Source organism: Achromobacter sp. EB05 (assembly GCF_044232075.1).
GTDB lineage: Bacteria > Pseudomonadota > Gammaproteobacteria > Burkholderiales > Burkholderiaceae_B > Achromobacter > Achromobacter dolens.
Genome location: NZ_CP155917.1, coordinates 724211 through 745131, shown reverse-complemented (window position 1 = coordinate 745131; position 20921 = coordinate 724211). Strand labels below are relative to the sequence as shown.

Below are 20921 nucleotides of genomic sequence, written 5' to 3'. Positions count from 1 at the left end.
AACTGGTTATCCAGCGCCACCGGCGCGGGACATGCTTCAGGCCCGCGGCCCCGTCAACGCCCCGCGCAACATCCTGGCCCTGGCGGCCACGGCCGCGTGCCGCTCCTGCCCTTCGCACAGGGCATCGACGGTATCCAACGCCTCGATGGCCTCGTCGGTGCGGCCCATCTCCACCAGCGACTCGGCGCTGTAGTAGAGCGGCGCGGGGTCCAGCGGATCCGCCATGATGGCCGGCAGGTACTGGCGCAGCGCATCCTCGTGGCGTCCCAGCATACGGTTGGCGGCAGCCAGTGCCAGGCCGTAGCGCGGCTCGGTATGGTCATACGTGACAAGCGCGGAAAACACCTTGAAGGCCTCGCTGTAGCGCTGCTGCTCGTACAGGGCGTGACCCAGCGAGTACATCGCTTGCAGTTCGGCGCCCGTCAGCCCCAGTACATCGCCGAGCTTGCCGCCCGCACGCAGGTAGCTGGCCAGGCCGCCGGTGGCCTCTTCCATGGCCGCGGTCAGGTTCTGCGTCAGCGCAGCGTTCTCTTCCGGAGTCAGACTCATCGGGATCTCCTTGGGGGGACGGCCTTGGGACTTAAACCATCGGGCGGATTTTCTTCACGCCGCCCGAGGCCGGCGCGCTGGCGAAGCGCTGGCGCGCCATTTCCTGCGCCACTTCGGCCTCGATGGCCTCCAGATCCTGCCGCACCAGGGTCTCGGCTTGCTCCCGTTCCTTGGGCCCCAGGCGGGCGGCCGTCACCGCACGCACTTTCTCCGGATCCAGTCCCTGGTCACGGTAGAAATCATCGGCCCGCTCCAGGGTTCGGCGGGCGTCATCCAGCACGCGCTCGGCTTCGGCGTGGATCTGTTCGGCGGTTTTCTTGAGACTCATGGCGCGGTTCCGGGATGGAGAAAAATGAGTGGGGCTGGTCAACGCATGTTGCCGATGATGGACGAACGGCTGTCCTGCATCTTCTTGAGGAAGTTCGTCATCACATCGAACGCCTCATTGCGCTTGTTGGTCATGCCTTGCAGGCGCGTCATGTCCATCTGCTGCGTGTTCGACAACGCATCCACCTTGTTCTTGATGGCCTGGATGGCGGTATCGAGGCTGCCCTTGGTGACCTTGCTGATGCCACCGTCCACCTGCAACTGGTACTTGTCGGTATTCAGGTCCATGCCGGCATCGCCCATCGCCTTCCACATGGCGTCGCGCATCTGGTTGTAGCGGTTGTCATTGGCGGTGCCCGCCTTGTTCCAGTCCGGAATGTCGCCATCCTGCATCTTGGTCGCGCCGTCCTTGCCGGATTTGAACAACCCCGCGAGCGCGTTCAGGCTGTTCATGGCCTCGTTCAGCTTGGCGATCTGCTCGTTGCGGCCCTGCACTTCCTTGATCTGGTTCTGCAACTGGGCATCCAGCAACTTGACGCGCTCGTTCTGGACCGCCATCAGGGCGGTCTCCAGGTCCATGCCCGAAATGTCGATGCCGCCGATGCTGCCGGCGCCGTTCGCGCCGCCCACGGGTGAATTCATGCCTATCTCCAATTGGTAAGGGGTTCCGGCGGCAGTGGCCTCGGGTTTTCCCCTGGCGCCGGCAGTTACCGGCCCCGCATGCAGCTTGAGTAACCGGGCCGTCGCGCGAGTTCCACATCCATGCCGCCTTTTTGCCCTCAACGCATGTTGCCGATGATGGACGAACGGCTGTCCTGCATCTTCTTGACGAAGTTCGTCATCACGTCGAATGCTTCATTGCGCTTGTTGGTCAATCCCTGCAGCCGCAGCATTTCCATCTGCTGGGTATTACCCAGGGCGTCCACTCGGTTCTTGGCGGTGGCGATTTCGTTCTTGTTGGTCTCGATGCTGGCGGTGTTTTCCTTGATGCTGGCCTCCAGGCCTGCCACCTTGGCCGAGATCTGGTCGACCCAGTCCTGCACCACGCGGCCCTTGGCATCCATCGTGCCGTTGCGATCCACGTCGCGCGGCGCATCGGCGCCTGCCGGCACGGTCAGCCCGGCCTGCTTGATCTGGTCCAGGGTGGCGTGGGACAGCGCCTTGTCATCGCCCTGCCCCCAGGACAGGCCGTACCAGCCTTCGGGATTGGGACATTTGCTGGCCGCCAGCCGCCCCTGCAGATCCTTGAGCTCGGCGATCTGCTGTTGCATCGACACATTGGACGCCTCCAGCTTGTTGTTCTCGGCGCCCTTGGCGGTGATCGACTCGTTCAAGCCCGCCATCTGCGCATTGCGGGCGTTGACCGAATCCAGTTGCTGCCGCAGCGAATTCTCCAGCAATTGCGCCCGTTGGTTCTGCACCGCCAGCAGGGCGGTTTCCAGATCCATGCCCTGAAAATCCATACCCGCAATACCGCTGGCACCCGCACCGCTTACCGTGGACATATTCGCTCTCCTTGCGCCGACGGGCCCGCCGCCTTGGGCGCGAAACCCGGGTTAACCCTGAAAGACCTTCGCATTCCGCTGCCGATCGCCCCGGAATGCCCGCATGCCGTGTTGGTAACCAAACCCCTGCCTCGGTTCCATCAGCCGATGATGGAACTTTCCCCGCCCATCCGTTACTACCCCTGACTGTGCGCGGCCTTCGTCCGCCGTTCCTCGCGCCTTCATGAACCGTATCGACGCCGGCCTGCCCCCTTCCGCTTTCTCGTCCACGACCTCGCAAGCCGCCCCCCAGAACGGCCAGCAGCAGGTCGGCACGATGCTGGGCCAGGCCGCCACGGCCGTCGACGGCGAGGTCTCGCTGGCCGATTCCGCCGAGGAACTCAGCCTGCACATGGCCGAGAAGACCGAGGACAAGCACCACGCGGAACGCAAGATCGGCCGCGACGCCCCGCTGCAGATGCTCAGCGCCGAGGCCATCGTGGCCTACCTGGCCGAGTCGCACGACGCCGACGCGCAGGAAAAGCTGATCGAGCTGGCGCGTCATCTGCTGGCCGGCCAGGCCGACCCGCGCCAGGCCGCCGCCCGGGCCTTCGGCGATGCCGCCGGCCAGTACCTTGGGCTGCAATACGCGCTGCGCCAGGGCGAACGCGACGGCGCGCCCGAGGACGTACTGGACGGCCTGCGCGAGGCGCTGGCCGACCTGGAACTGGAAAGCGGCCCGCAGATCCGCGCCAGCCTGAACACCATCGGCGCGGCCGCCGGCTATGCCGACGACGCCCGCGGCGTGGCCGACTTCCAGCGCACCTACCAGGACGTAGTGCTCGGCGAAGCGTCGCTGGCCAAGACCCTGACGCTGGCGCTGGAGCGCTTCGGCGGCAAGGACGTGGGCCGCGGCCTGCAGCAACTGATCCAGGCCCTCGGCCAGGACCTGGCCGCGGCGCGGCCGTCCACCAGCCCGGACCGGCTGCAGGCGCTGATGCAGGATCTGTATCAGTTGGGCGTGGCAGTCACCGTGCTGGACGGCTGCGGCGAACTGGGTGAAAAGATGGCGCGGGAGCACGGCAAGCCGTTGACGGCCGATCAATTGATGCGCGACCTGGTCAACGTCAGCAACGAGAAGTGGATCTCCGAATCGCGCTTCAAGGCCCTGGCCGCCAGCCACGGCGCCGACAGCGTCGCCGCGCGCATCACCTTCCTGGGCGGCGTGCGCGCGGTGCTCAAGGACCTGCCGCTGCCGATGTACCCCGACCCGGATGCCCGCCAGTCCGTCCTGGGCGCGGCGCAACTGGCCCTGGACGCGGCCATCGACGAGGAATACGAATGAACAGCCTGGATCGCGCCCTGGGCGCCTTCGGCGAGACCATCGGCCTGGGGCGGCTCGCCCTGGGGCCGCACGGCAACCTGGCGCTGCAACTGGATTCGGGCCGTCGGGTCGTCATCGAGGCGGCCGACGGCGAAGTGTTGGTCTACGTCTCGGATCCGGTGCCCTATGACGCCCCGACGCGCCTGCTGCAGGCCTGGCGGCGGGCGCACCATTCGCGCCTGGCTGGCTACCCGGTGCAGGCCGCCCTGCGCGAGCAGGACGGCATTCCCCGTTTGCTGGCGCTGACCCGATTGCCCGCCGACCAGGCCGACGCCGCCGAGCTGCGACGCGCGGCGGACACGCTGGCGCGCTGGCTCGACGACGCGCGCGCCAACTGACCCTGAAACGGAGACCCTCGCACCATGTCCGATATGCGCATCAGCGGCTTCGCCTTCGACCGGGGACTGGACGGCATCACCTACGCCGGCCGCGAGGCCGCCGGCCAGCACCTGCCCGAACGCCAGGAACTGGCCCCGCCGGCGGAGGGCGTCAAGGCGCAACTGGCCCAACTGCTCGACACGCCGAACATCGACCGCTACCTCGACAGCCAGTTGCGCCCCACGGTCGCCAACCGCGACCTGCTGCTGCCCGGCAAGTTCGCGCAGGCCCTGCAGGCGACGCTGGAAGGCCTGTCCGCCGCGGCCGAACAAAGCCAGGACCACAATCCCGAGGATGCCCGGGCGCTGAATCGCGCCGTGCGGCTGCTCAAGGACGAGGCCGGCCTGCGCGACCTGGTCGCCATGTACCGCAGCGCGCTGTACCAGGGATGACCGCCGCCATGCCCCTGCCCCCCGACGCCCGTGAGCTGCTCAGCCTGCTGGCCTATGTCTACCTGGAAAACAACCGGCCCGAAAAGACCGCGGTGGTGCTGAACGCGCTACGCACCCTGGGACAGGCCGACGCCCGCCAGCTCGCCACCCTGGCGCTGGCGCAATTGCGCGCCGGCAAGCCCGACGCGGCCCTGTCGACGCTGGACCAGTTGGCCATGCAGGGCGGCGTCGACGCGCCGTTCCACCTGATCCGCTCGCAGGCCCTGCTGGCCCTGGAGCGGCGCGACGAGGCCGCCGCGGCCATGCGCGCCTACGTTGCCCTGCGCCCCGCCCCGGCGGCCGCGCCCACCGAAGCGGAAACGACGTGAGCCGACCCATGCAAGCCCTGAACCGCGTCGTCGCCGCCGCCACCAGCCGCAACGATATCGTCCTGGCGGTCCTGATCGTCTCGATCATCTTCATGATGATCCTGCCGCTGCCGACGACGCTGGTCGACGTGCTGATCGGCGCCAACATGACGCTGTCGGCGATCCTGCTGATGGTGGCCATGTACCTGCCGTCGCCGCTGGCGTTCTCGTCATTCCCGTCGGTGCTGCTGGTCACCACGCTGTTCCGCCTGGGCATCTCGATCGCCACCACCCGCCTGATCCTGCTGCAGGGCGACGCCGGCCACATCATCGAGACCTTCGGCAACTTCGTGGTCGGCGGCAACCTGATCGTCGGCCTGGTGGTGTTCCTGATCCTCACCATCGTGCAGTTCGTCGTGATCACAAAGGGCGCCGAGCGCGTGGCCGAGGTGGCGGCGCGCTTCTCGCTGGACGCCATGCCCGGCAAGCAGATGTCGATCGACGCCGACCTGCGCGCCGGCACCATCGACATGGACGAGGCGCGCAAGCGCCGCTCGGTGGTGGAAAAGGAAAGCCAGTTGTACGGCGCCATGGACGGCGCCATGAAGTTCGTCAAGGGCGACGCCATCGCCGGCCTCATCATCGTCGCGGTCAACCTGCTTGGCGGCATTCTCATCGGCACCATGCAGCGCGGCCTGTCCGCCGGCGAAGCGGTGCAGGTGTATTCCATCCTGACCATCGGCGACGGCCTGATCGCGCAGATTCCGGCCCTGTTCATCGCCATCTGCGCCGGCATCATCGTGACCCGGGTGCAGACCGGCGACGGCCCCTCCAACGTCGGCAAGGACATCGGCGCCCAGGTGCTGGCGCAGCCGCGCGCGCTCTTGATCGCCGCCGCCATCGCCGTCGGCATGGGCCTGATCCCCGGCATGCCCACCCTGACCTTCCTGGCGCTGGCGGCGGTGGTGGGCACCATCGGCTTCGTGCTGCTGCGCGGCACGCGCAAGGTGGTGGACGAGAAGACCGGCGAAATCACCGAGATCCCGGCGCTGGCGGCCGACGGCCAGAAGCCGCAGGCCAGGCCGCGCGCCGACGGCAGCGCAGAATTCGCGCCCACGCTGCCGCTGATGATCGACGTGGCCGCCGCGCTGCAGCGCAGCTTCGACGCCGATGAACTGAACGAGGAACTGCTGAAGATCCGCCGCGCGCTCTACTTCGACCTGGGCGTGCCGTTCCCCGGCATCCAACTGCGCTTCAACGACGCGCTGCCCGCAGACACCTACAACATCCTGCTGTCCGAAGTGCCGGTATCGCAAGGCAAGCTGCGGCCGGGCGCGGTGCTGGTGCGCGACACGGAACAGAACCTGCAGGCGCTGCAGGTGCCCTACGAAACCGACAAGCGCTTCCTGCCAAACATCCCCACGCTGTGGGTCGACGCCGGCCTGGCGCTGACGCTGTCGGCCGCCGGCATTCCGTTCCTGGACCCGCACCAGGTGCTGACCTGGCATCTGGCCTTCGTGCTGAAGAAATACTCGTCGGACTTCATCGGCATCCAGGAGACGCGCTTCCTGCTGACGGCGATGGAAGACCGCTTCCCCGATCTGGTCAAGGAAGCGCTGCGCGTGATGCCGGTGCAGAAGATCGCCGAGATCCTGCAGCGGCTGGTGTCCGAGGATATCTCGGTGCGCAACCTGCGCGCGGTGCTGGAAGCGCTGATCGAATGGGGCCAGAAAGAGAAGGACTCGGTGCTGCTGACCGAATACGTGCGCGTCTCGCTCAAGCGGCATATCAGCTACAAGTATTCCAGCGGCCAGAACATCCTGCCCGCCTACCTGCTGGCGCCCAATGTCGAAGAGACCGTGCGCGGCGCCATCCGCCAGACCTCGGCCGGCAGCTACCTGGCGCTCGATCCCAATGCCTCGCGCAAGCTGGTGGACAACATCAAGCGCGCCACCGGCGACCTGGCCGCCGCCGCGCAAAAGCCCGTGCTGCTGACCTCGATGGACATCCGCCGCTACCTGCGCAAGATGATCGAGCAGGACCTGTACGAATTGCCGGTGCTGTCCTACCAGGAGCTGACGCAGGAGATCAACGTACAGCCGCTGGCCAGGGTGGACCTGTGAACGCCCCCGCAACCGGAGCCCCCTCATGAGCGAAGCGCTGGAATTGCGCGTACTGTCCGGGCTGCATCGCGATGCCCGCTGCCAGGTCGCGGACGGCGCGGTGCTGGGCGCCGACCCGGCCTGCGACATCGTGCTGGCCGACGACGGCATGGGTCCGCGCGCCGCGCGCGTGCGCATCGGCGAAGGCGGCTGGGACCTGTCGCTGGACGACGGCGCGCCCAACGGGATGCCCGGCACGCCGTTCAACCGGCCGGTGCCGCTGGGTCCGGTCTGGATCACGGTGGCCCGGCGCGGCGACCCCTGGGCCAACGCCCCCGATGCCGCCAACGATGCGCTGGCGCGCGGCGCGGCCGAGCCGGATGCTCCCGCCACGGCGACATCGCCTCCCCCGCCTGCGGGCGCGGCGCCGACCAGCGAAGAAGAGCGTCAACTGGAGCGGCGCCTGCCGCTGCCGCCTGCGCAGGGTCGGCGTCGCAAGCGCGACTCCTGGCCCATGGTGCTGGGCCTGGCCGCGGTCGTGCTGACCATCTTCGTGGCCATCGCCCTGACCCTGATGCCGCAATCCAGCGCCACCCGCGCGCCGCAGGTGGATCCGCGCCTGGCGGCCGCGGAGAAATCCGTGGGGCAGATCTCGGCGGTGTTCGAGCGCATGGGCCTGGCCTCGCGCCTGCACGTCTCGATGGCGCGCGACGGCGTGGTGACGGTGTCGGGATGGGTGCGCAACGCCGCCGAACAGGACGCCGTGGCCTCGGCGCTGTCGCAGATCTGGCCCATGCCCGCCCTGCGCATCAGCAACGAGGACGAGGTGGTGCGCACCGCCCGCGCGGCCCTGCGCGCGTTCAATGTGCGCTATGACCCGCGGTATGAAGGCGACGGCCGCCTGAATGTCGTCGGCATCGCCAGCAGCGCGCGCGAACGCGCGTCTGCGCTGGATACCCTGCGGGCGCAGTTGCCCGGCATGACGGTGCTGGGCAATGGCATCGCGTTGACGCAGCAACTCAGCGACGCCCTCTCCAGCCAGTTGGTGGACGCCGGCCTATCCGGCGTCACCCTCGCGTGGAAGCCCGACCACCTGGAAATCGCCGCGGGCGCGCTCGACGACGATCAGCAGGTCCGACTGCAGGACGTGCTGAACGAATTCAACCAGGCCCATCTCGGCGTGGCCCGCTTGGCCGCGGCCAGCGCCTCGCCGGCGGCCGACAGCGTGCCGTTCGTGATCCGCAGCGTGGTCGGCGGGCCTCAGCCCTTCATCGTGCTGGAAGACGGCAGCAAGCTGCTGGTGGGCGGCGTCTACCGCAAGTACCGCCTGGTCGCCGTGGAGAACACCCGAATCATTTTCGAAGGCCCGCGCAGCGCCATCGTGACGCGCTGACATCCCAACCGACTCTGCCGCCATGACCGATACGACCGCCCTGACCGAACTGGAACAACGCCTGGCCGCCCCTGGCGGCGCCGCGTTGCGCGCCGCGCTGGCGCAGCGCCTCGCCGAACTGGAGCAAAGCGCCAACCAGCGCCTGGCTTCTGGCCTGGTGCCGGTCGCGTTCCAGCAATACCAGGCGGTGGCACAGGCCGCCGCCGCCGCGCGCGAGGTGCTGGCCGCGCTGCAGCTTGACCCCCGGGATGCCGGCGCCGCGCCGTCCGCCCCTTTCTCCCCCCTTAATCGCTAGGAGACGCATCATGGCATTGAACGGATTGACCGGCTCGTCCGGCCTGAATTTCAACAGCGTGAACAGCACGATCTATGACAGCATCCGGTCGCAGGAAAGCAACCTGCAGACGACGCTGTCCAACCTGCGCACCAACGCCGACGGCAGCGTGTCGCAAGCAGATATGCTGAAGATGCAGCAACAGGTGCAGCAATGGACCATGCTGATCGAGATCCAGAGCACGATCACCAAGCAGATCGCGGACTCGCTCAAGGGCGTGATCCAGAAAGCCAGCTAAGCCGGCCCCGGCGCCCGCCACGCGGGTTCAGACCGATTGCATCATGAAGGCGGGATTGCGCCACGGCGCGTCAGCGCCCGGCTCGGCGCGCGCGGCGCGCTTCTCCCAGGCCTCGACCTGGTTGAGCAGCGCATCGATCGCGGCCAGCAGCGCATCCGCGCCGCATTGCTCGCGCGGCAGGCCCAACTGCAGGTGCATGCGGCCGTCAGGGGCCGCGCACGCCACCACGCCGCCGCCGGCCTGCAGGAAGTTGCCCTGTGCGGCAAGCAGCGCCAGCGCGCCGTCCATCCTGCCCCCGCCGACCGCGCACGACAACAGGATCTGGCCGCGCGCGCCATGCGCCATCAATTGCACCAGATGGCGACCATCGAATGCCAACTGACACAGGCCACCCTCCGCGGGCGCCAGCGCGGGAATGCCCAGCGCCTGGCCGAGTTCGGAAAGCACTTGGGCGAATTGAGGGTCTGACACGGTAACAGGGGGCCACGCGGGCGCGGCCGCTCGAAGCGCAAGATGGATGAGCCGACATTATGGCACCCGCGCCGCGCGAATCCCAGGCCCCGGCACGGAACCGGAAGGCATGGAGCTGTTACTCAGGGGGTGATTCCCACTTCGCGAGCTTCCCATGGCGCACAACTCCCTCTCCGACTTCGCGCGGGCCGCGGCCCAATACGCGCAGGCGCATGTCGATTCCAGCGACACCGAACAGCCCGCGCAATGGGCCGTCCCGCTGGACGACCATCATCAACTCGGCATGACGCGCAACGCGCAAGACGGCAGCGTGGTGCTCACCGCCTGGCGCCACGCCTTCAACGACGCGCCCGGCTTCGATGACCCGCAGGGCGAAGCGCTGCTGCGCCGCAGCTTCGATACGCGCCTGGGCGCCGGCCTGATCGGCGGCATCTCGCCGGAGTTGGGTCCGAGCCTGAGCCTGCCACTATATGCGGCCTGCGACACCCAGGCGTTGCACGACATCGCCGACGCGCTGCTGCGCGAACTCGACCGCCTGGCCCGTCCCGATCCCGACGCCACCCCGCCCGCGACGCTTCCGCGCGGCCCGCAAGGCGACGCGCGCCAGGCCGAGCGCGACCTGGCGCGGCTGGCGCAGGCCTGCGGACTGGACACGCTGCCCAGCGGCGCGCGCCAGTTCGATCTGCTGTTCGACGACCTACCCGGCCGCGTCACGCTGCATCCCGACAACCAGCGGCTGCTCACCGACTTCTTCGTGCACGACGCCGCCACGCTGCAGGGCAGCCTGCGCCGCGCCGTCATCAAGGGCGCGCTGCTCATCAACCAGAACGCGTTGCTCGGCCACGCCTACGTGATGGGCCTGGACAGCCGCCAGTTCGTGACCGGCACCGGCCGGATCGCGCTGCACCGGCTCGATGACGACACCTGGCCGCGCTGGCTGCAATACCAGGTGGCGCAAGCGCAGGACACGCGCGCCCTGGTGCGCGACCTGGCGCTGGAAGGCGCGCAGATCTCCTTTGGCATATCGGCCGGCGCCATGGGCGCCGCCGCACCGGGGGCACTCGCATGAACGGTATCTCCAGCGCCATCCAGAACAGCGCCGCGGCCTCCGTATGGCAACCACCGGCACAGGCGCCGACCTCGCTGCTGGGCCAGCTCAAGGGCCTGTTCGTCACGCCCGACACCGACGCCGCCCACGTCGACGCGGCCAAGCGCTCGTTCGAACAGTACTTCATGCAGGAGACCAGCGCGCTCGCCAACATGATGGGCCCCAAGGGCATCGAGAGCTTCGCCGGCGACGTGCAGACGCGCTTCGAGTCCATCGTCCAGCGCTCCTTCGACGCGCTGCCGCGCAGGCAGGACGGCTCGGTCGATGGCAAGGACTTCGCCAGCGCCATGAAATCCGCCGGCAAGTCCGCCGCCATGGCGCTGGACCGGCTGAAAGTGGATGCGGCCCGCTCGGAACTGATGTCCAACCTGCCGCAGGCCGACACCCGTCCGCAGATCATTCCCCGCGGCGACAAATACGTCGTCATCCGCCCCGCGCCGCAGCTCGAGAATATGGCGCTGCGCGGCGGCGGCGCCAAGGGCATCGGCTACAGCGCCGGCCTGGACCAGATGGAAAAGACCGGCATGCTGGCCGGCCTCAAGCACCTGTCGGGCTCGTCCGCCGGCGCCCTCACCGCCACCTGCCTGGCGGCGGGCCTGAGCGCCGCGCAGTTCGAGCAGGGGCCGGCCGACGCCCTGTTCCGCCCGGGCATGCTCGATGCGCTCAAGGGCGGCAGCGACCTGGCGCGCATCTATCCCGACCTGAAGATGGAAGGCGGCCTGGCGCCCGCCGTCGCTTCCTTGAAGGTGGTCGACCAGACCACCGCGCGCAGCGTGCACGACTACCTGACGACGCACTGGAACACCCATGCGTTCCAGGACAAGCTGGTCGCGCTCGCCGGCCAGGGCCAGCTGAGCGACCGCCAGCTCGAACGCCTCAGCCGCCTGCAGCAGCTCCCGGACTTCGAGCAGGAACACAAGGACAGCATGATCACGTTCGGCGACCTGAAGCTGCTGAACACGCTGGCGCCCGACAAGTTCAAGCAGCTGACGCTCACCGGTTGGAACAAGACCGACCAGGTCGAGGAATACTTCGACGCCGACAGCGCGCCGGACATGCCGATCGCCTATGCCGCGCGCATGTCGATGTCGTTCCCGATCGCGTTCAAGGCGGTGTCGGTGGAGACGGCCGACGGCGGCAAGAAGGTCTACGCCGATGGCGGCATCGGCAGCAACATGCCGTCCGAGGTCTTCACCCATCCGAAGGACGCGCAGGGCGTGCCCACCGCCCTGACCGGTGACTCGCTCGGCCAGACGCAGGCCCGCACCCTGCTGCTGACCTTCGACGAAAACGGCAAGGCCTACCAGATCATGCACGGCGGCCCGCCGCAGGCGCCGACGCCCGGCGTGCTGGGCAAGATCAAGTCGTTCTTCGTCAACCTGATCACCAGCCACCCCGACCAGGCCGGCGCCGATTTCGCCGACAAGCAGAAGATATGGACGGCCGGGCCGAACGCGCTGCCGGTGTTCCACGGCGGCATCAGCACGCTGACCTCGAACATCAGCGACGAGGTCCAGCACCAGGCCCACATGCTGTCGGCCTGGAAGTCGCTGGAGCAGATCGCGGTGCGCACGCATCAGGCCTACTCGATGGAATGCGACAGCCTGGCGGACCTGGCGGGCCTGTTGACCGACAGCGAAAAGCAGGCGCTGCGCACCGGCGCCGCGCCGGACGGCCTGCAACGGCAGTTGCTGGCGCTGCTGGACAACGTCCCGCCCCCCGGGCCGGGACTGATGCCGCAATTGGCCTGAACCGCGCCGGTCCGGCCGGGGACTCGCACGTTCAGAGCGGCACCACCGCCCTGGCCTCGCAGACCTTGGCCAGGCGGCGCGGATCGCCCTCGAGCTCGCGCCACAGGCGCAGCAGCCGGTCTGCGCCGCTGCTGCGCGCGTCCACCGCATAGCGCGCATAACCCAGCCAATGGCGTTCCCGCGGCGCCAGCCCGCCTTCGGCCACCGCCAGCACCTCGCCGGCCAGCGCATGCACCGCGGGATCGTGCAGCGCGTCGCGCATGGCGTCGGCGCGCATGGCCCGCAGCCGCAGCCAGCCCCAAGACCGCAGCAGATCCTCGGCTTGTGGCAGGTTGCGCATCAACCCCAATTGCAACGCGGACGGCGCCATCACCAGCGTCGCCGCGACCTCGCGCCCCGCCTCGCGCAGCAATTGCGCGTCGGCGAAGCCAGCGCCCGGCGCGCGGCCTTCGATATAGCCGCTGGCCCCCAGGCGCGCGTACAGCTCCTCGATGCCGCCGGGCCGGCGCCAGGCTTCGCGCAGCGCCTCCAGCGACGGCGGCGTCGCCAGCCGATAGCGCCACCGCGCATCGAGGAAATGCGCGAACTGCGAATACTCGAAATGCGCGCCCTGCGGCGCGATGGTGACGTCCTCGCCGGTGTCCGTGCGCAGGCCCGGCCAGCCATCCGACGCCAGGAACGCCGACAGGCAGGGCGAACCACGCAGGTACACGCCGGTGGCCGACTTGTAGCCTTCCTCCGTCGCCAGCGGCAGGCAGCGGCTGGCGGTGCCGGGCGCGAACATCCAGCGGAAATAATCGCCCAGGTCGACGAACGGCCGTTCGGGCAGGCGCTGCAAGTGGTGGTCGCCGGCATAGCGCGAATGGCGGAACATGCGATCCCACACCGTCAGCCGGTTCTCCTTCAGGCCGGTCGAGCGGCCGTTCTCCAGCGGACTATTGGCGAAGATCGCGATGCTGGCCGGCGCCAGCGCCAGCACCACATTGAGCGCGCGCGCCGCCTGGGTCACGTCCACCGACGTGCAGGGGCTGTTCTGGGCTTTCGCATCGATCCCCACGCGATGCAGCCATTCACGATGGCCCACCAGCTCGCGGTAGATCGGCCGAGGCACGTGCACCGTCGCGTACCACGACGGGTCCAGCGTGCAGTCCGGATGTTCCGACGCATTCAGCAGCACCGCGCCTTCCGCCTCCAGCGCGCGGCAGGCGTCGTGCAGCTCCCGCGTGGCGCGCCGCGCCAGCTCGGCCAGCCCGCCGTCGTCCTCGGACACCGGCGCGAACGCGGTCTCGAGCAGATTGAAGCCGTTGTCCAGGCCGCTCTCGCCGGCCGCCACCGACAAGCCCACGACGCGCTCGCCGATGCGCGACAGATCCGGCGCCTCGCCGCGCGCCGCCTTGATCGCGGCCAACGCCTCGAAGTAGCAGCCCACCGCATGGCTGGCGCCGGAATCGCGCCGCGCCACCGCCATTTCCATCTCCAGCCCCAGCGTGCGTCCCGCGCGCGGCGTCATCGCGCCGCTCCGGCGGCGCGCGGGCGGGGCCGGATACCCGGAACCCAAGGGATGGCGGCGAGCTTCAAGACTGTCTCCTTGTTCTTCTGGCGCAGGGCGCGCCGCATGCTGAGTAACACCGATGGCGCCGCCGTTCCCCGGCGGCCGCCGAGCTGGCCTCAGGCGGGCTCGGCCATATCGTGGAAGCGCCGCGTCAGGATGTCGACGAAGGCCTCGGTCACCACCGAAGGCGCAGTCTGCGCCGGATAGGCCATGCAGACGCGCACCGGCAGCTTCGGCGTGAACGGCCGTATCGCCAACTGCTGCGCGAAGACATCGGCGATATACGGATTGACGATCCCCAGGCCGGTGCCGGCCGCGGCCAGCGCGCAGATCGTCGATGAATAGGTGGTCTCGATTTCCGACACCGGCTGCACCTGGTGCGCCAGCATCGCGCCGCGCAACTGCAGGTAGACGTCGTCGTCGGCGTTCAGCACCAGCAGCCGGCGCTCGTTCAGGTCGGCGATGCCGATGGCCGGCAGCGCCGCCAGCGGATGGTCCGGCCGCATCACGCAGACCGCCGCGCTTTCGTGCAGGCTTTGCAGCGCCAGGTGCGCGCCGTCCAGCGGCACGGTCGTCACCACCACGTCGTAGGTGCCGTGCAGCAGCCCCTCGCGCAGATACTGGCTGCCCACGGTCTGCATGTTGATGTGCACGTCGGGATAGCGCTGCGCGAATTCCTCGACCGCCCCGGGCAGCATGCCCAGGCCCAGCGCCGGCGTGCAGGCCAGCCGCAACACCCCGCTGCCGCTGCGGCGCATGGCGGCCACGCGGTCCTCGATGCGCTCCAGGCCGACGAAGTGCCGCTTGACCGTATCGAACAGGTCCTTGGCCTCGCGCGTCGGCCGCAGGCGGCCGCGCTCCATGTCGAACAGTTTCAGGCCGCTGGCCTGCTGCGCCTGCGCCAGCAGGCGGCTCACCGACGGTTGCGTGGTGCGCAGCATCTGCGCCGCGCCGGTGGTGGTGCCGGCCAGCATTACCGCGTGGAAGGCTTCGATCTGACGGAAATTCAGCGGTCGGCTCATGGGGTCACAGGGTATAGCAAACTTGCATAGACTATGCCGAAAAAAGAATTTTTTCAAATACTTAGCGACTCCTACACTCGTGGCTCCTAAGGTGCCTCCCACCCGCATCCCGACCCAAAACCAACCGCTGTAGGGGAAATACCATGCGTTCAAGCCATCCCTGGCGCCGCCGCGTCCTGCAAGCCTTCTGCCTGACCCTGGCGAGCGCGGCCCTGCCGTTCGCCGCCCAGGCCCAGGGCAATTATCCGGACCGCCCGTTACGGATCATCGTGCCGTTCACCGCCGGCGGCAGCTCCGACATCCAGGGGCGGCTGCTGGCCAAGTACCTGGGCCAGCTCTACAACCAGCCGGTCGTGGTCGAGAACCGGCCCGGCGCCGGCGGCCACATCGGCGGCAAATTCGTCGCCGAATCCGACCCCGACGGCTACACCCTGCTGCTCGGCTCCATCGGCCTGCACGCCACCTACGGCGTCTACAAGCATCTGAACTACCGCCCGGCAGACGCCCTCAAGGTCATCACCATCGTCGCCGAAATGCCGCACGTGGTCGTGGCCAGTCCGACGCTCCAGGCCAACACCCTGGCCGAACTGACCGCCCAGGCCAAGGCCAGCCCCGACAACCTGCATTTCGGCTCGGCCGGCGTCGGCTCCTCGGTGCATATGGTAGGCGAACTCTACAAAATGGCCGCGCAGGCCCCGATCGCGCACATTCCCTATCGCGGCAGCTCCGCCGCCATCAACGACCTGATCGGCGGCCAGATCCAGCTACTGTTCGAAAACGTGCCCACCACCATCGGCTACATCCAGACCGGCAAGCTCAAGGCGCTGGCCATCACTGGCGCCAGGCGATCTCCCGCGCTGCCCGACGTCCCCACCGCCGCCGAGGCCGGCCTGCCCGGCCTGACCGTGACCTCCTGGACCACCCTGGCCGCCGGCAGGGACGTGCCCGACGCGCTGATCGACAAGCTCAGCGCCGACCTACGCCGCGTTTACGCCGACCCCGAGTTCCGCGCCGGCCTCGAGCACCTGGGCATGACGCCGGTGGGCAACAGTCCCGCCGAGGCGCGCGCCTTCGTCGAACGCGAACGCGCCCGCTGGAACAAGGTCATCGAGGCCGAGCACATCAGCGCTGGTTGAACCCATTTTTCATAGACAGACGAACCGCATGACCACTCCCGCCATCGCCTGCCGCCGCCTGGGCGGCCCGCCAGGCCATCACTTCTTCGGCTACTACAACAAGACCGTCTGGGATCGCGGCGGCCGCTACCTGCTGGCCAACCGCGTGCCCGTCAAGGATGCCCGGCTCACGCCCGAACTGCGCGCCGAGGTCGGCTACTTCGACCTGCACGACGGCGAGCGCTACCACGCCGTCGGCGCCACCACCGCCTGGAACTGGCAGATGGGCTGCCAGCTGCAGTGGCTGGATGGCCAGGCCGAGCCGCAGCTGATCTACAACTGCCGGCGCGACGACGATGGCGGCTTCTATCCCGGATTCCGCTCGGCGGTCCACAACCTCGTCACCGGCCAGACGCGCTACCTGCCGCTGCCGATCTACGTCGCCGCCCCCGACAGCCGCTACGCGCTGTGCGTGGACTACCGCCGGCTCTACATCACGCACCAGACCATCGGCTACAGCGAACACGGGCCCGCGCCGGTGGCCAACGCGCCGGCCGACGACGGCATCCACACGCTCGATCTGGACAGCGGCGCCCACCGCCTGCTGGTCAGCTACGCCGACCTGCGCAACTTCCATCCGCGCGCCTCGATGGAACGCGCCATCCACTGGGTCAGCCACATCGAGGTCAACCCCTCGTCGACGCGCATCCTGTTCCTGCATCGCTGGACCGAGCGCGTCGAGGACGAGACTTGCTTCCTGCACCGCCTCATCACCATGAACCCGGACGGCAGCGACATGCGCCTGCTGGAGTGTTCCGATCATCCGCTGCCGCAGCTGGCCGACGACTTCGACCCGGCCGCCGTCGGCACCTTCGACTACGAGAAATCGGAATACCAGATCTCGCATCCGCTCTGGCGCGACGACCGCTCGATCATCGTCTGGGGACCGCATGCCGGCCGCATCCACTACCACCTGTACGAAGATGCCGACGGCGGCCAGGTGCAAGTGGTGGGCGACGGCGTCCTCACCGAGAACGGCCACATGACGTTTTCACCGGTGGACAGCCGCTGGCTGCTGAGCGACACCTATCCCGATCCGCTCACCCACGAGCGCATCCTGTTCCTCTACGACATGCGCACCGGGCAGCGCCACGACCTCGGCAGCTTCTACGCCGATCCTTCGCTGTCCAAGGAAAACCGCTGTGACCTGCACCCGCGCTGGAGCCGTGACGGCACGCAGGTGTGCGTGGATTCAGTGCACGAAGGCGAACGCCAGATGTACGTGCTGGACGTCGCGCCGATCGTGAAAGCCTGAGCCGGCCGCCGCATGGAAAAGCCCGGGACGGCCGTCGCGCGGCAATGACGCGGCGGTCTCCCGGTCATGCAGACCGCGTCGTGCCGCCCATCGCTCACCCCTCGCGTGCCACCTGGCGCAGCGCCTGCTCGAACACGTCGGCCGGCTGGCCGCCGGACACCAGGTACTTGCCGTTCAGGATCACCGACGGCACCGAAGTGATGCCGCGGTCGCGCCATTCGGCCTCTTCCTTGCGCACCTCTTCGCTGTAGCGGCCCGAGGCCAGCACCGCGCGCGCCTGGGCCGCGTCCAGCCCGGCGTCCGCCGCCGCCTGCACCAGCACCTCGACGTCGCTGGTGTCCTGGTTGTCGTAGTGATAGGTCTCCAGCAGGCGTTTCTTCAGCGCCGTCTGGCTGCCCTGGCCCTCCAGGCCGGCCCAGTGCAGCAGGCGATGGGCATCGAAGGTATTGAACGAACGATTGTCGTCGCCCATGCGCATGCGCATCCCGACCGCCGCGGCGCGCTCGCTGATCACCTTGCGATTGGCCTGCACCTGCTCGCGGCTGTAGCCATACTTGGCCATCAGGCGCTCGATGGTGTTCTGCCCGCCCTTGGGCATGTCGGGATTCAGCTCGAACGGCCGGAAATGCAGCTCGACCTCGGCCTCGTCGCCCACCCGCTCGATCGCGGTCAACAGGCCGCCCAACCCGACCGCGCACCAGGGGCAGGCGACATCGGACACGAAATCAACAGTGATCTTGGACATGGAACTCTCCGGGAACAGAGAGCTAGCGTAGACCAAAGCGCGCTGGCGCGATCAAAAAACCCTGGATGCGCCAGGGCCGGCCCGAACGATGCTCAGCCGCGCATCGCGCACGCATCAGGCGCCCAGGTCGCGCCGCAGCTCCCGCACGCCCCGCCCGAGCTTCCTGCGCAACAGGCTGCGCAGCGTCGACGTGTCGGCATACCCTACCTGCGCGGCCACGCTGTCCAGGTCGCAGCCGTTGGCCACCAACTGACGCGCGCGCTGCACCCGCAGGTCCTGCACGAAGGCCAGCGGCGATTTGCCCAGCACCAGCTCGGTGCGCCGCTGCAGGGTTCTTGCGTGCACCCGCAACGCACCCGCCGCCTGCTGCAACGAAAACCCGCTGGACAGGTTCTCGCGCGCCCAGCGCTCGAAGCGCGCCACCAATGGATCCGCATGCGCCAGGAAGTCCGGGATGATGTACTGCGCCTGCGAGGAACGATTGTCGATCAGCAGGAAGCGCGCCACCGTCGCCGCCAGTTCCGGGCTGGCCTGCCGCATCAGCCACAGTGCCAAATCCAGGTGCCCCATCGCCGCCCCCGCCGTCACCATGCCATCGCCGGCAACGATCATGCGCGAGTCGTCCAGCCGCACGGCCGGATAACGCTCACGAAAGAGCGGCGCCAGCGACCACGTCGTGGTCGCGTCCCGCCCGTCGAGCAGGCCGCTGTCGGCCACCACGAAAGTGCCGATGCACGCCGCCGCCACGCCGATCCCCTGCGCGCGCCACGCCCGCAACTGCGCCTTGGCCCGGTTCACGTCGGGCCGCTCCAGCGCGGCCACCAGCTTGGGCGGCGTCTTGGCGTTCAGCGCCGGCACCACCACCCAATCCGGGCGCGCCACGCCGCCGGCCGGCTGCACCGCCATCGACAGTCCCAACGCGGTGCGAATGCGCTTGCCCACCCCCGCCACGGTCACCTCGAACGGCGCCGGCGCATCTGATTGCAGCGCCGCCAGTTCATTGGCGGTGTCGAACGTATCGAGCAGCGCCGTCAGGCCGGTATCGAACACCCCATCCAGGGCGAGAATGCACAGACGCATGTCGTAAATGGCTCAAATATTGTCATTTACGACTATAGATTGCCTCCCTTCCCGCTGTCTAGAATGCCTGCAGACCTGACCTGCCGGCCCTCCTCCAAGCGTGGTGGCCGGCCCCCCTGCAAGCGAGATCCGCCATGCCACACCCCGATCAATCCCGACTCGACAACCCGGCCTGGTTCGCCCTGGCCGAACGCCAGGCGCACCTGCGCCAGGGCGACGGCCTGGCCGCGCGCTACCAGCCCGACGTCGCGCCCTTCGCCGCCCTGCGCAACACCACGCGCGAAGCCTTCGCGGCGCTGGAACGGCTCATGGCCCCCGACCAGGCTGTCCTGGTGCAGACCCTGGCCGCTCTGCCGCCCGTCGACGGTCTGCGGTCGGAAACGTTGTTCTCGTTTTTCCAGATGGTCGATGAGGCCCCGGCCCCCGCGGTGGATGACGACGCGCTGCACGCCTTGCCGCTGCACGCCGGCGACGTCGCCGACATGATGGCGCTGGCGGCCGCCACGCGTCCCGGCCCGTTCGGGCTCCGCAACATCGAGACAGGCCGCTACCTCGGCGTGCGCCGCGCCGGCCGGCTGGTGGCCATGGCCGGCGAACGCATGCAGCTCGAGGGCTATGTCGAGATCAGCGCCGTCTGCGTCGATCCGGACTGCCGTGGCCAGGGCCTGGCCGTCCGCCTGATGAACCGCCTGCGGCGCGACATCCGACTGCGCGGGGACATCCCGTTCCTGCATGTGCGCGACGACAACACGACCGCCATCGCGCTCTATCAACGGCTGGGATTCCGCACGCGGCAGACGTTCCAGCTCCAGCGCGTCGCCGCGCCGGACATGGCTGGCTTGATGGGTCTTTGAAGGCCGCGCGCTGCTACCAGGCCTGCTTGCGCCCGAACAGGATCCGCTCCACCTCGCGCACCCGGTCGCGGCGGCGCCGGACGGCGCGCCCCACCCGGCCGAACGCGCGCTTGCGCTGCTTGGCCTCGCGGCTGGCCTGGAGGTGCTCGATGTACACCTCGGCGCAGGGCGCGTTGTCGGTCTTGTCGAAGATCCAGCAATAGGCCACCGGCAACACCGCCACCCGGAAACGCGGCGCGTCCGAGGCCGCATCCCGCGCGATCAGGCGCTCCAGTACCAACTGATCCCACTCATCGGGCGACGCGGCGCACGCCGCGGCCCATTCCTCCAGCAGCGCCAGCGCGGCCTGCGTGTGGTTGATGAACAGCGTTCCGCTCAGCAGGTGGCCGTCCGGCTCGTAATACGCCGCGATATCGCAATCGAGCGTGGCCAGCGCCGGCCACGGGTCGCGATGGAATACCGCGTCGACATCCACGTACAGCATCGGCCCGACGTGCTTCCTGCGCATGCCCAACAGCACGCCCGGCTTCAAGGACGCGTTGCGCACCCACGATCCGGCCGGCTCGATGGCTTGCGCGTCGACCGGCAAGCCCAGCCGTTCGGCCGACCGCAGCAGGCGGTTCTTTTCGGTTTCATAGATGCGGTCGGGCGTGAAGAACGCCACCGTCATTCCGGTCGCGACGCCCGGCGCCCGCGGCCCCGACGCGACGCCCTGCCCCGGAAAACTCGCCACCACCCGCCTGTGCTCCGGCGACCAGGCAGAAAACTTGCGTTGAAACCACTCGAACATGGTCAGCCTCACCCGTCAAAACTGGATAAAGCGGGCAAGCCGGTGGCGCGAACAGCAAAACGCACGCGCGGCACGCACGCACTCACGGTTCACGCGCACCAGCACGGGCTGCTCGGACTGCGCCCGGCGGGGCATGAAACGCAGGCCGAGTGTAGGAGTGGGTATCCCGGGCGTCGCCCTTGTTGCAATC

General features: G+C 68.6%; 23 protein-coding genes. 13 read left to right on the top strand and 10 right to left on the bottom strand.

What is annotated here, in order from left to right; genetic code table 11:
• Positions 1–36: 36 nt before the first annotated feature.
• The 4 genes from AAID08_RS03430 to AAID08_RS03415 form a co-directional block, all read right to left on the bottom strand.
• Positions 37–549: a SycD/LcrH family type III secretion system chaperone gene (locus tag AAID08_RS03430; RefSeq protein ID WP_054503463.1), complete on the bottom strand. Its 513-nt coding sequence runs from the start codon at positions 547–549 to the stop codon at positions 37–39.
• Between the two features lie 31 nt (positions 550–580).
• Positions 581–877 carry a hypothetical protein gene (locus AAID08_RS03425; protein ID WP_054503462.1) on the bottom strand — a complete coding sequence of 99 codons (297 nt, stop codon included), beginning with the start codon at positions 875–877 and terminating at the stop codon, positions 581–583.
• A gap of 38 nt (positions 878–915) precedes the next feature.
• Complete coding sequence (locus AAID08_RS03420) at positions 916–1518, bottom strand: hypothetical protein (RefSeq protein ID WP_064526212.1); 603 nt, start codon at positions 1516–1518, stop codon at positions 916–918.
• 137 nt (positions 1519–1655) lie between these two features.
• Positions 1656–2324 carry a hypothetical protein gene (locus tag AAID08_RS03415; protein ID WP_395757354.1) on the bottom strand — a complete coding sequence of 223 codons (669 nt, stop codon included), beginning with the start codon at positions 2322–2324 and terminating at the stop codon, positions 1656–1658.
• 280 nt (positions 2325–2604) lie between these two features.
• Between AAID08_RS03415 and sctW the strand changes: the two genes are divergently transcribed.
• From sctW to AAID08_RS03375, 8 genes are read left to right on the top strand one after another with little or no spacing between them, the layout of a single operon-like run.
• The gene (gene sctW, locus AAID08_RS03410; protein WP_395757353.1) at positions 2605–3705 is read left to right on the top strand and encodes a type III secretion system gatekeeper subunit SctW; all 1101 of its coding nucleotides are present in this window, start codon (positions 2605–2607) and stop codon (positions 3703–3705) included.
• Positions 3702–4082: a hypothetical protein gene (locus AAID08_RS03405; RefSeq protein ID WP_054503458.1), complete on the top strand. Its 381-nt coding sequence runs from the start codon at positions 3702–3704 to the stop codon at positions 4080–4082. The genes sctW and AAID08_RS03405 overlap by 4 nt, the downstream gene beginning before the upstream one ends.
• 24 nt (positions 4083–4106) lie before the next feature.
• Positions 4107–4514, top strand: a complete 408-nt coding sequence (locus tag AAID08_RS03400) for a hypothetical protein (RefSeq protein WP_054503457.1) — start codon at positions 4107–4109, stop codon at positions 4512–4514.
• Between the two features lie 8 nt (positions 4515–4522).
• Positions 4523–4882 carry a M48 family metallopeptidase gene (locus AAID08_RS03395; protein ID WP_054503547.1) on the top strand — a complete coding sequence of 120 codons (360 nt, stop codon included), beginning with the start codon at positions 4523–4525 and terminating at the stop codon, positions 4880–4882.
• An 8-nt stretch (positions 4883–4890) separates the two neighbouring features.
• A complete protein-coding gene (sctV, locus tag AAID08_RS03390) occupies positions 4891–6984 on the top strand; it encodes a type III secretion system export apparatus subunit SctV (RefSeq protein ID WP_395757797.1) in 2094 nt (697 codons plus the stop codon).
• A 25-nt stretch (positions 6985–7009) separates the two neighbouring features.
• Positions 7010–8356: a type III secretion system inner membrane ring subunit SctD gene (sctD, locus tag AAID08_RS03385; RefSeq protein WP_269873801.1), complete on the top strand. Its 1347-nt coding sequence runs from the start codon at positions 7010–7012 to the stop codon at positions 8354–8356.
• 22 nt (positions 8357–8378) lie between these two features.
• The gene (locus AAID08_RS03380; protein WP_054503454.1) at positions 8379–8651 is read left to right on the top strand and encodes an EscE/YscE/SsaE family type III secretion system needle protein co-chaperone; all 273 of its coding nucleotides are present in this window, start codon (positions 8379–8381) and stop codon (positions 8649–8651) included.
• 10 nt (positions 8652–8661) lie between these two features.
• Positions 8662–8928: an EscF/YscF/HrpA family type III secretion system needle major subunit gene (locus AAID08_RS03375; protein WP_054432779.1), complete on the top strand. Its 267-nt coding sequence runs from the start codon at positions 8662–8664 to the stop codon at positions 8926–8928.
• A 27-nt stretch (positions 8929–8955) separates the two neighbouring features.
• On the opposite strand, the gene AAID08_RS03370 is transcribed toward AAID08_RS03375, so the two are convergent.
• Positions 8956–9375: a CesT family type III secretion system chaperone gene (locus AAID08_RS03370; protein ID WP_054503453.1), complete on the bottom strand. Its 420-nt coding sequence runs from the start codon at positions 9373–9375 to the stop codon at positions 8956–8958.
• 178 nt (positions 9376–9553) lie between these two features.
• Here AAID08_RS03370 and AAID08_RS03365 point away from each other — a divergent pair, with 178 nt between their 5' ends.
• Together AAID08_RS03365 and AAID08_RS03360 are read left to right on the top strand one after the other, a co-directional pair.
• Entirely contained in the window at positions 9554–10468 is a 915-nt protein-coding gene (locus AAID08_RS03365) for a hypothetical protein (protein WP_395757352.1), read from the top strand.
• Complete coding sequence (locus tag AAID08_RS03360; RefSeq protein ID WP_395757351.1) at positions 10465–12258, top strand: patatin-like phospholipase family protein; 1794 nt, start codon at positions 10465–10467, stop codon at positions 12256–12258. The genes AAID08_RS03365 and AAID08_RS03360 overlap by 4 nt, the downstream gene beginning before the upstream one ends.
• Before the next feature lie 31 nt (positions 12259–12289).
• Here AAID08_RS03360 and AAID08_RS03355 read toward each other — a convergent pair whose 3' ends face one another.
• Both AAID08_RS03355 and AAID08_RS03350 read right to left on the bottom strand, forming a co-directional pair.
• Complete coding sequence (locus AAID08_RS03355) at positions 12290–13768, bottom strand: glutamate-cysteine ligase family protein (RefSeq protein ID WP_395757350.1); 1479 nt, start codon at positions 13766–13768, stop codon at positions 12290–12292.
• 158 nt (positions 13769–13926) lie between these two features.
• Positions 13927–14832: a LysR substrate-binding domain-containing protein gene (locus AAID08_RS03350; RefSeq protein WP_054503449.1), complete on the bottom strand. Its 906-nt coding sequence runs from the start codon at positions 14830–14832 to the stop codon at positions 13927–13929.
• Positions 14833–14975: 143 nt separating this feature from the next.
• Here AAID08_RS03350 and AAID08_RS03345 point away from each other — a divergent pair, with 143 nt between their 5' ends.
• Complete coding sequence (locus tag AAID08_RS03345) at positions 14976–15968, top strand: Bug family tripartite tricarboxylate transporter substrate binding protein (RefSeq protein WP_395757349.1); 993 nt, start codon at positions 14976–14978, stop codon at positions 15966–15968.
• Between the two features lie 28 nt (positions 15969–15996).
• Positions 15997–17262, top strand: coding sequence for a hypothetical protein (locus tag AAID08_RS03340; protein WP_116791505.1), 1266 nt, complete (start codon positions 15997–15999; stop codon positions 17260–17262).
• 94 nt (positions 17263–17356) lie between these two features.
• Here the strand turns inward: AAID08_RS03340 and AAID08_RS03335 are convergent, their stop codons facing one another.
• A complete protein-coding gene (locus AAID08_RS03335) occupies positions 17357–18007 on the bottom strand; it encodes a DsbA family oxidoreductase (RefSeq protein ID WP_116791504.1) in 651 nt (216 codons plus the stop codon).
• Positions 18008–18121: 114 nt separating this feature from the next.
• Positions 18122–19087, bottom strand: coding sequence for a GlxA family transcriptional regulator (locus AAID08_RS03330; RefSeq protein ID WP_116791503.1), 966 nt, complete (start codon positions 19085–19087; stop codon positions 18122–18124).
• A gap of 134 nt (positions 19088–19221) precedes the next feature.
• On the opposite strand from AAID08_RS03330, the gene AAID08_RS03325 reads away from it, so the two are divergent.
• A complete protein-coding gene (locus tag AAID08_RS03325) occupies positions 19222–19941 on the top strand; it encodes a GNAT family N-acetyltransferase (RefSeq protein ID WP_395757348.1) in 720 nt (239 codons plus the stop codon).
• 13 nt (positions 19942–19954) lie between these two features.
• Here AAID08_RS03325 and AAID08_RS03320 read toward each other — a convergent pair whose 3' ends face one another.
• Complete coding sequence (locus AAID08_RS03320) at positions 19955–20611, bottom strand: putative nucleotide-diphospho-sugar transferase (RefSeq protein ID WP_116791501.1); 657 nt, start codon at positions 20609–20611, stop codon at positions 19955–19957.
• Positions 20612–20921: the final 310 nt, after the last annotated feature.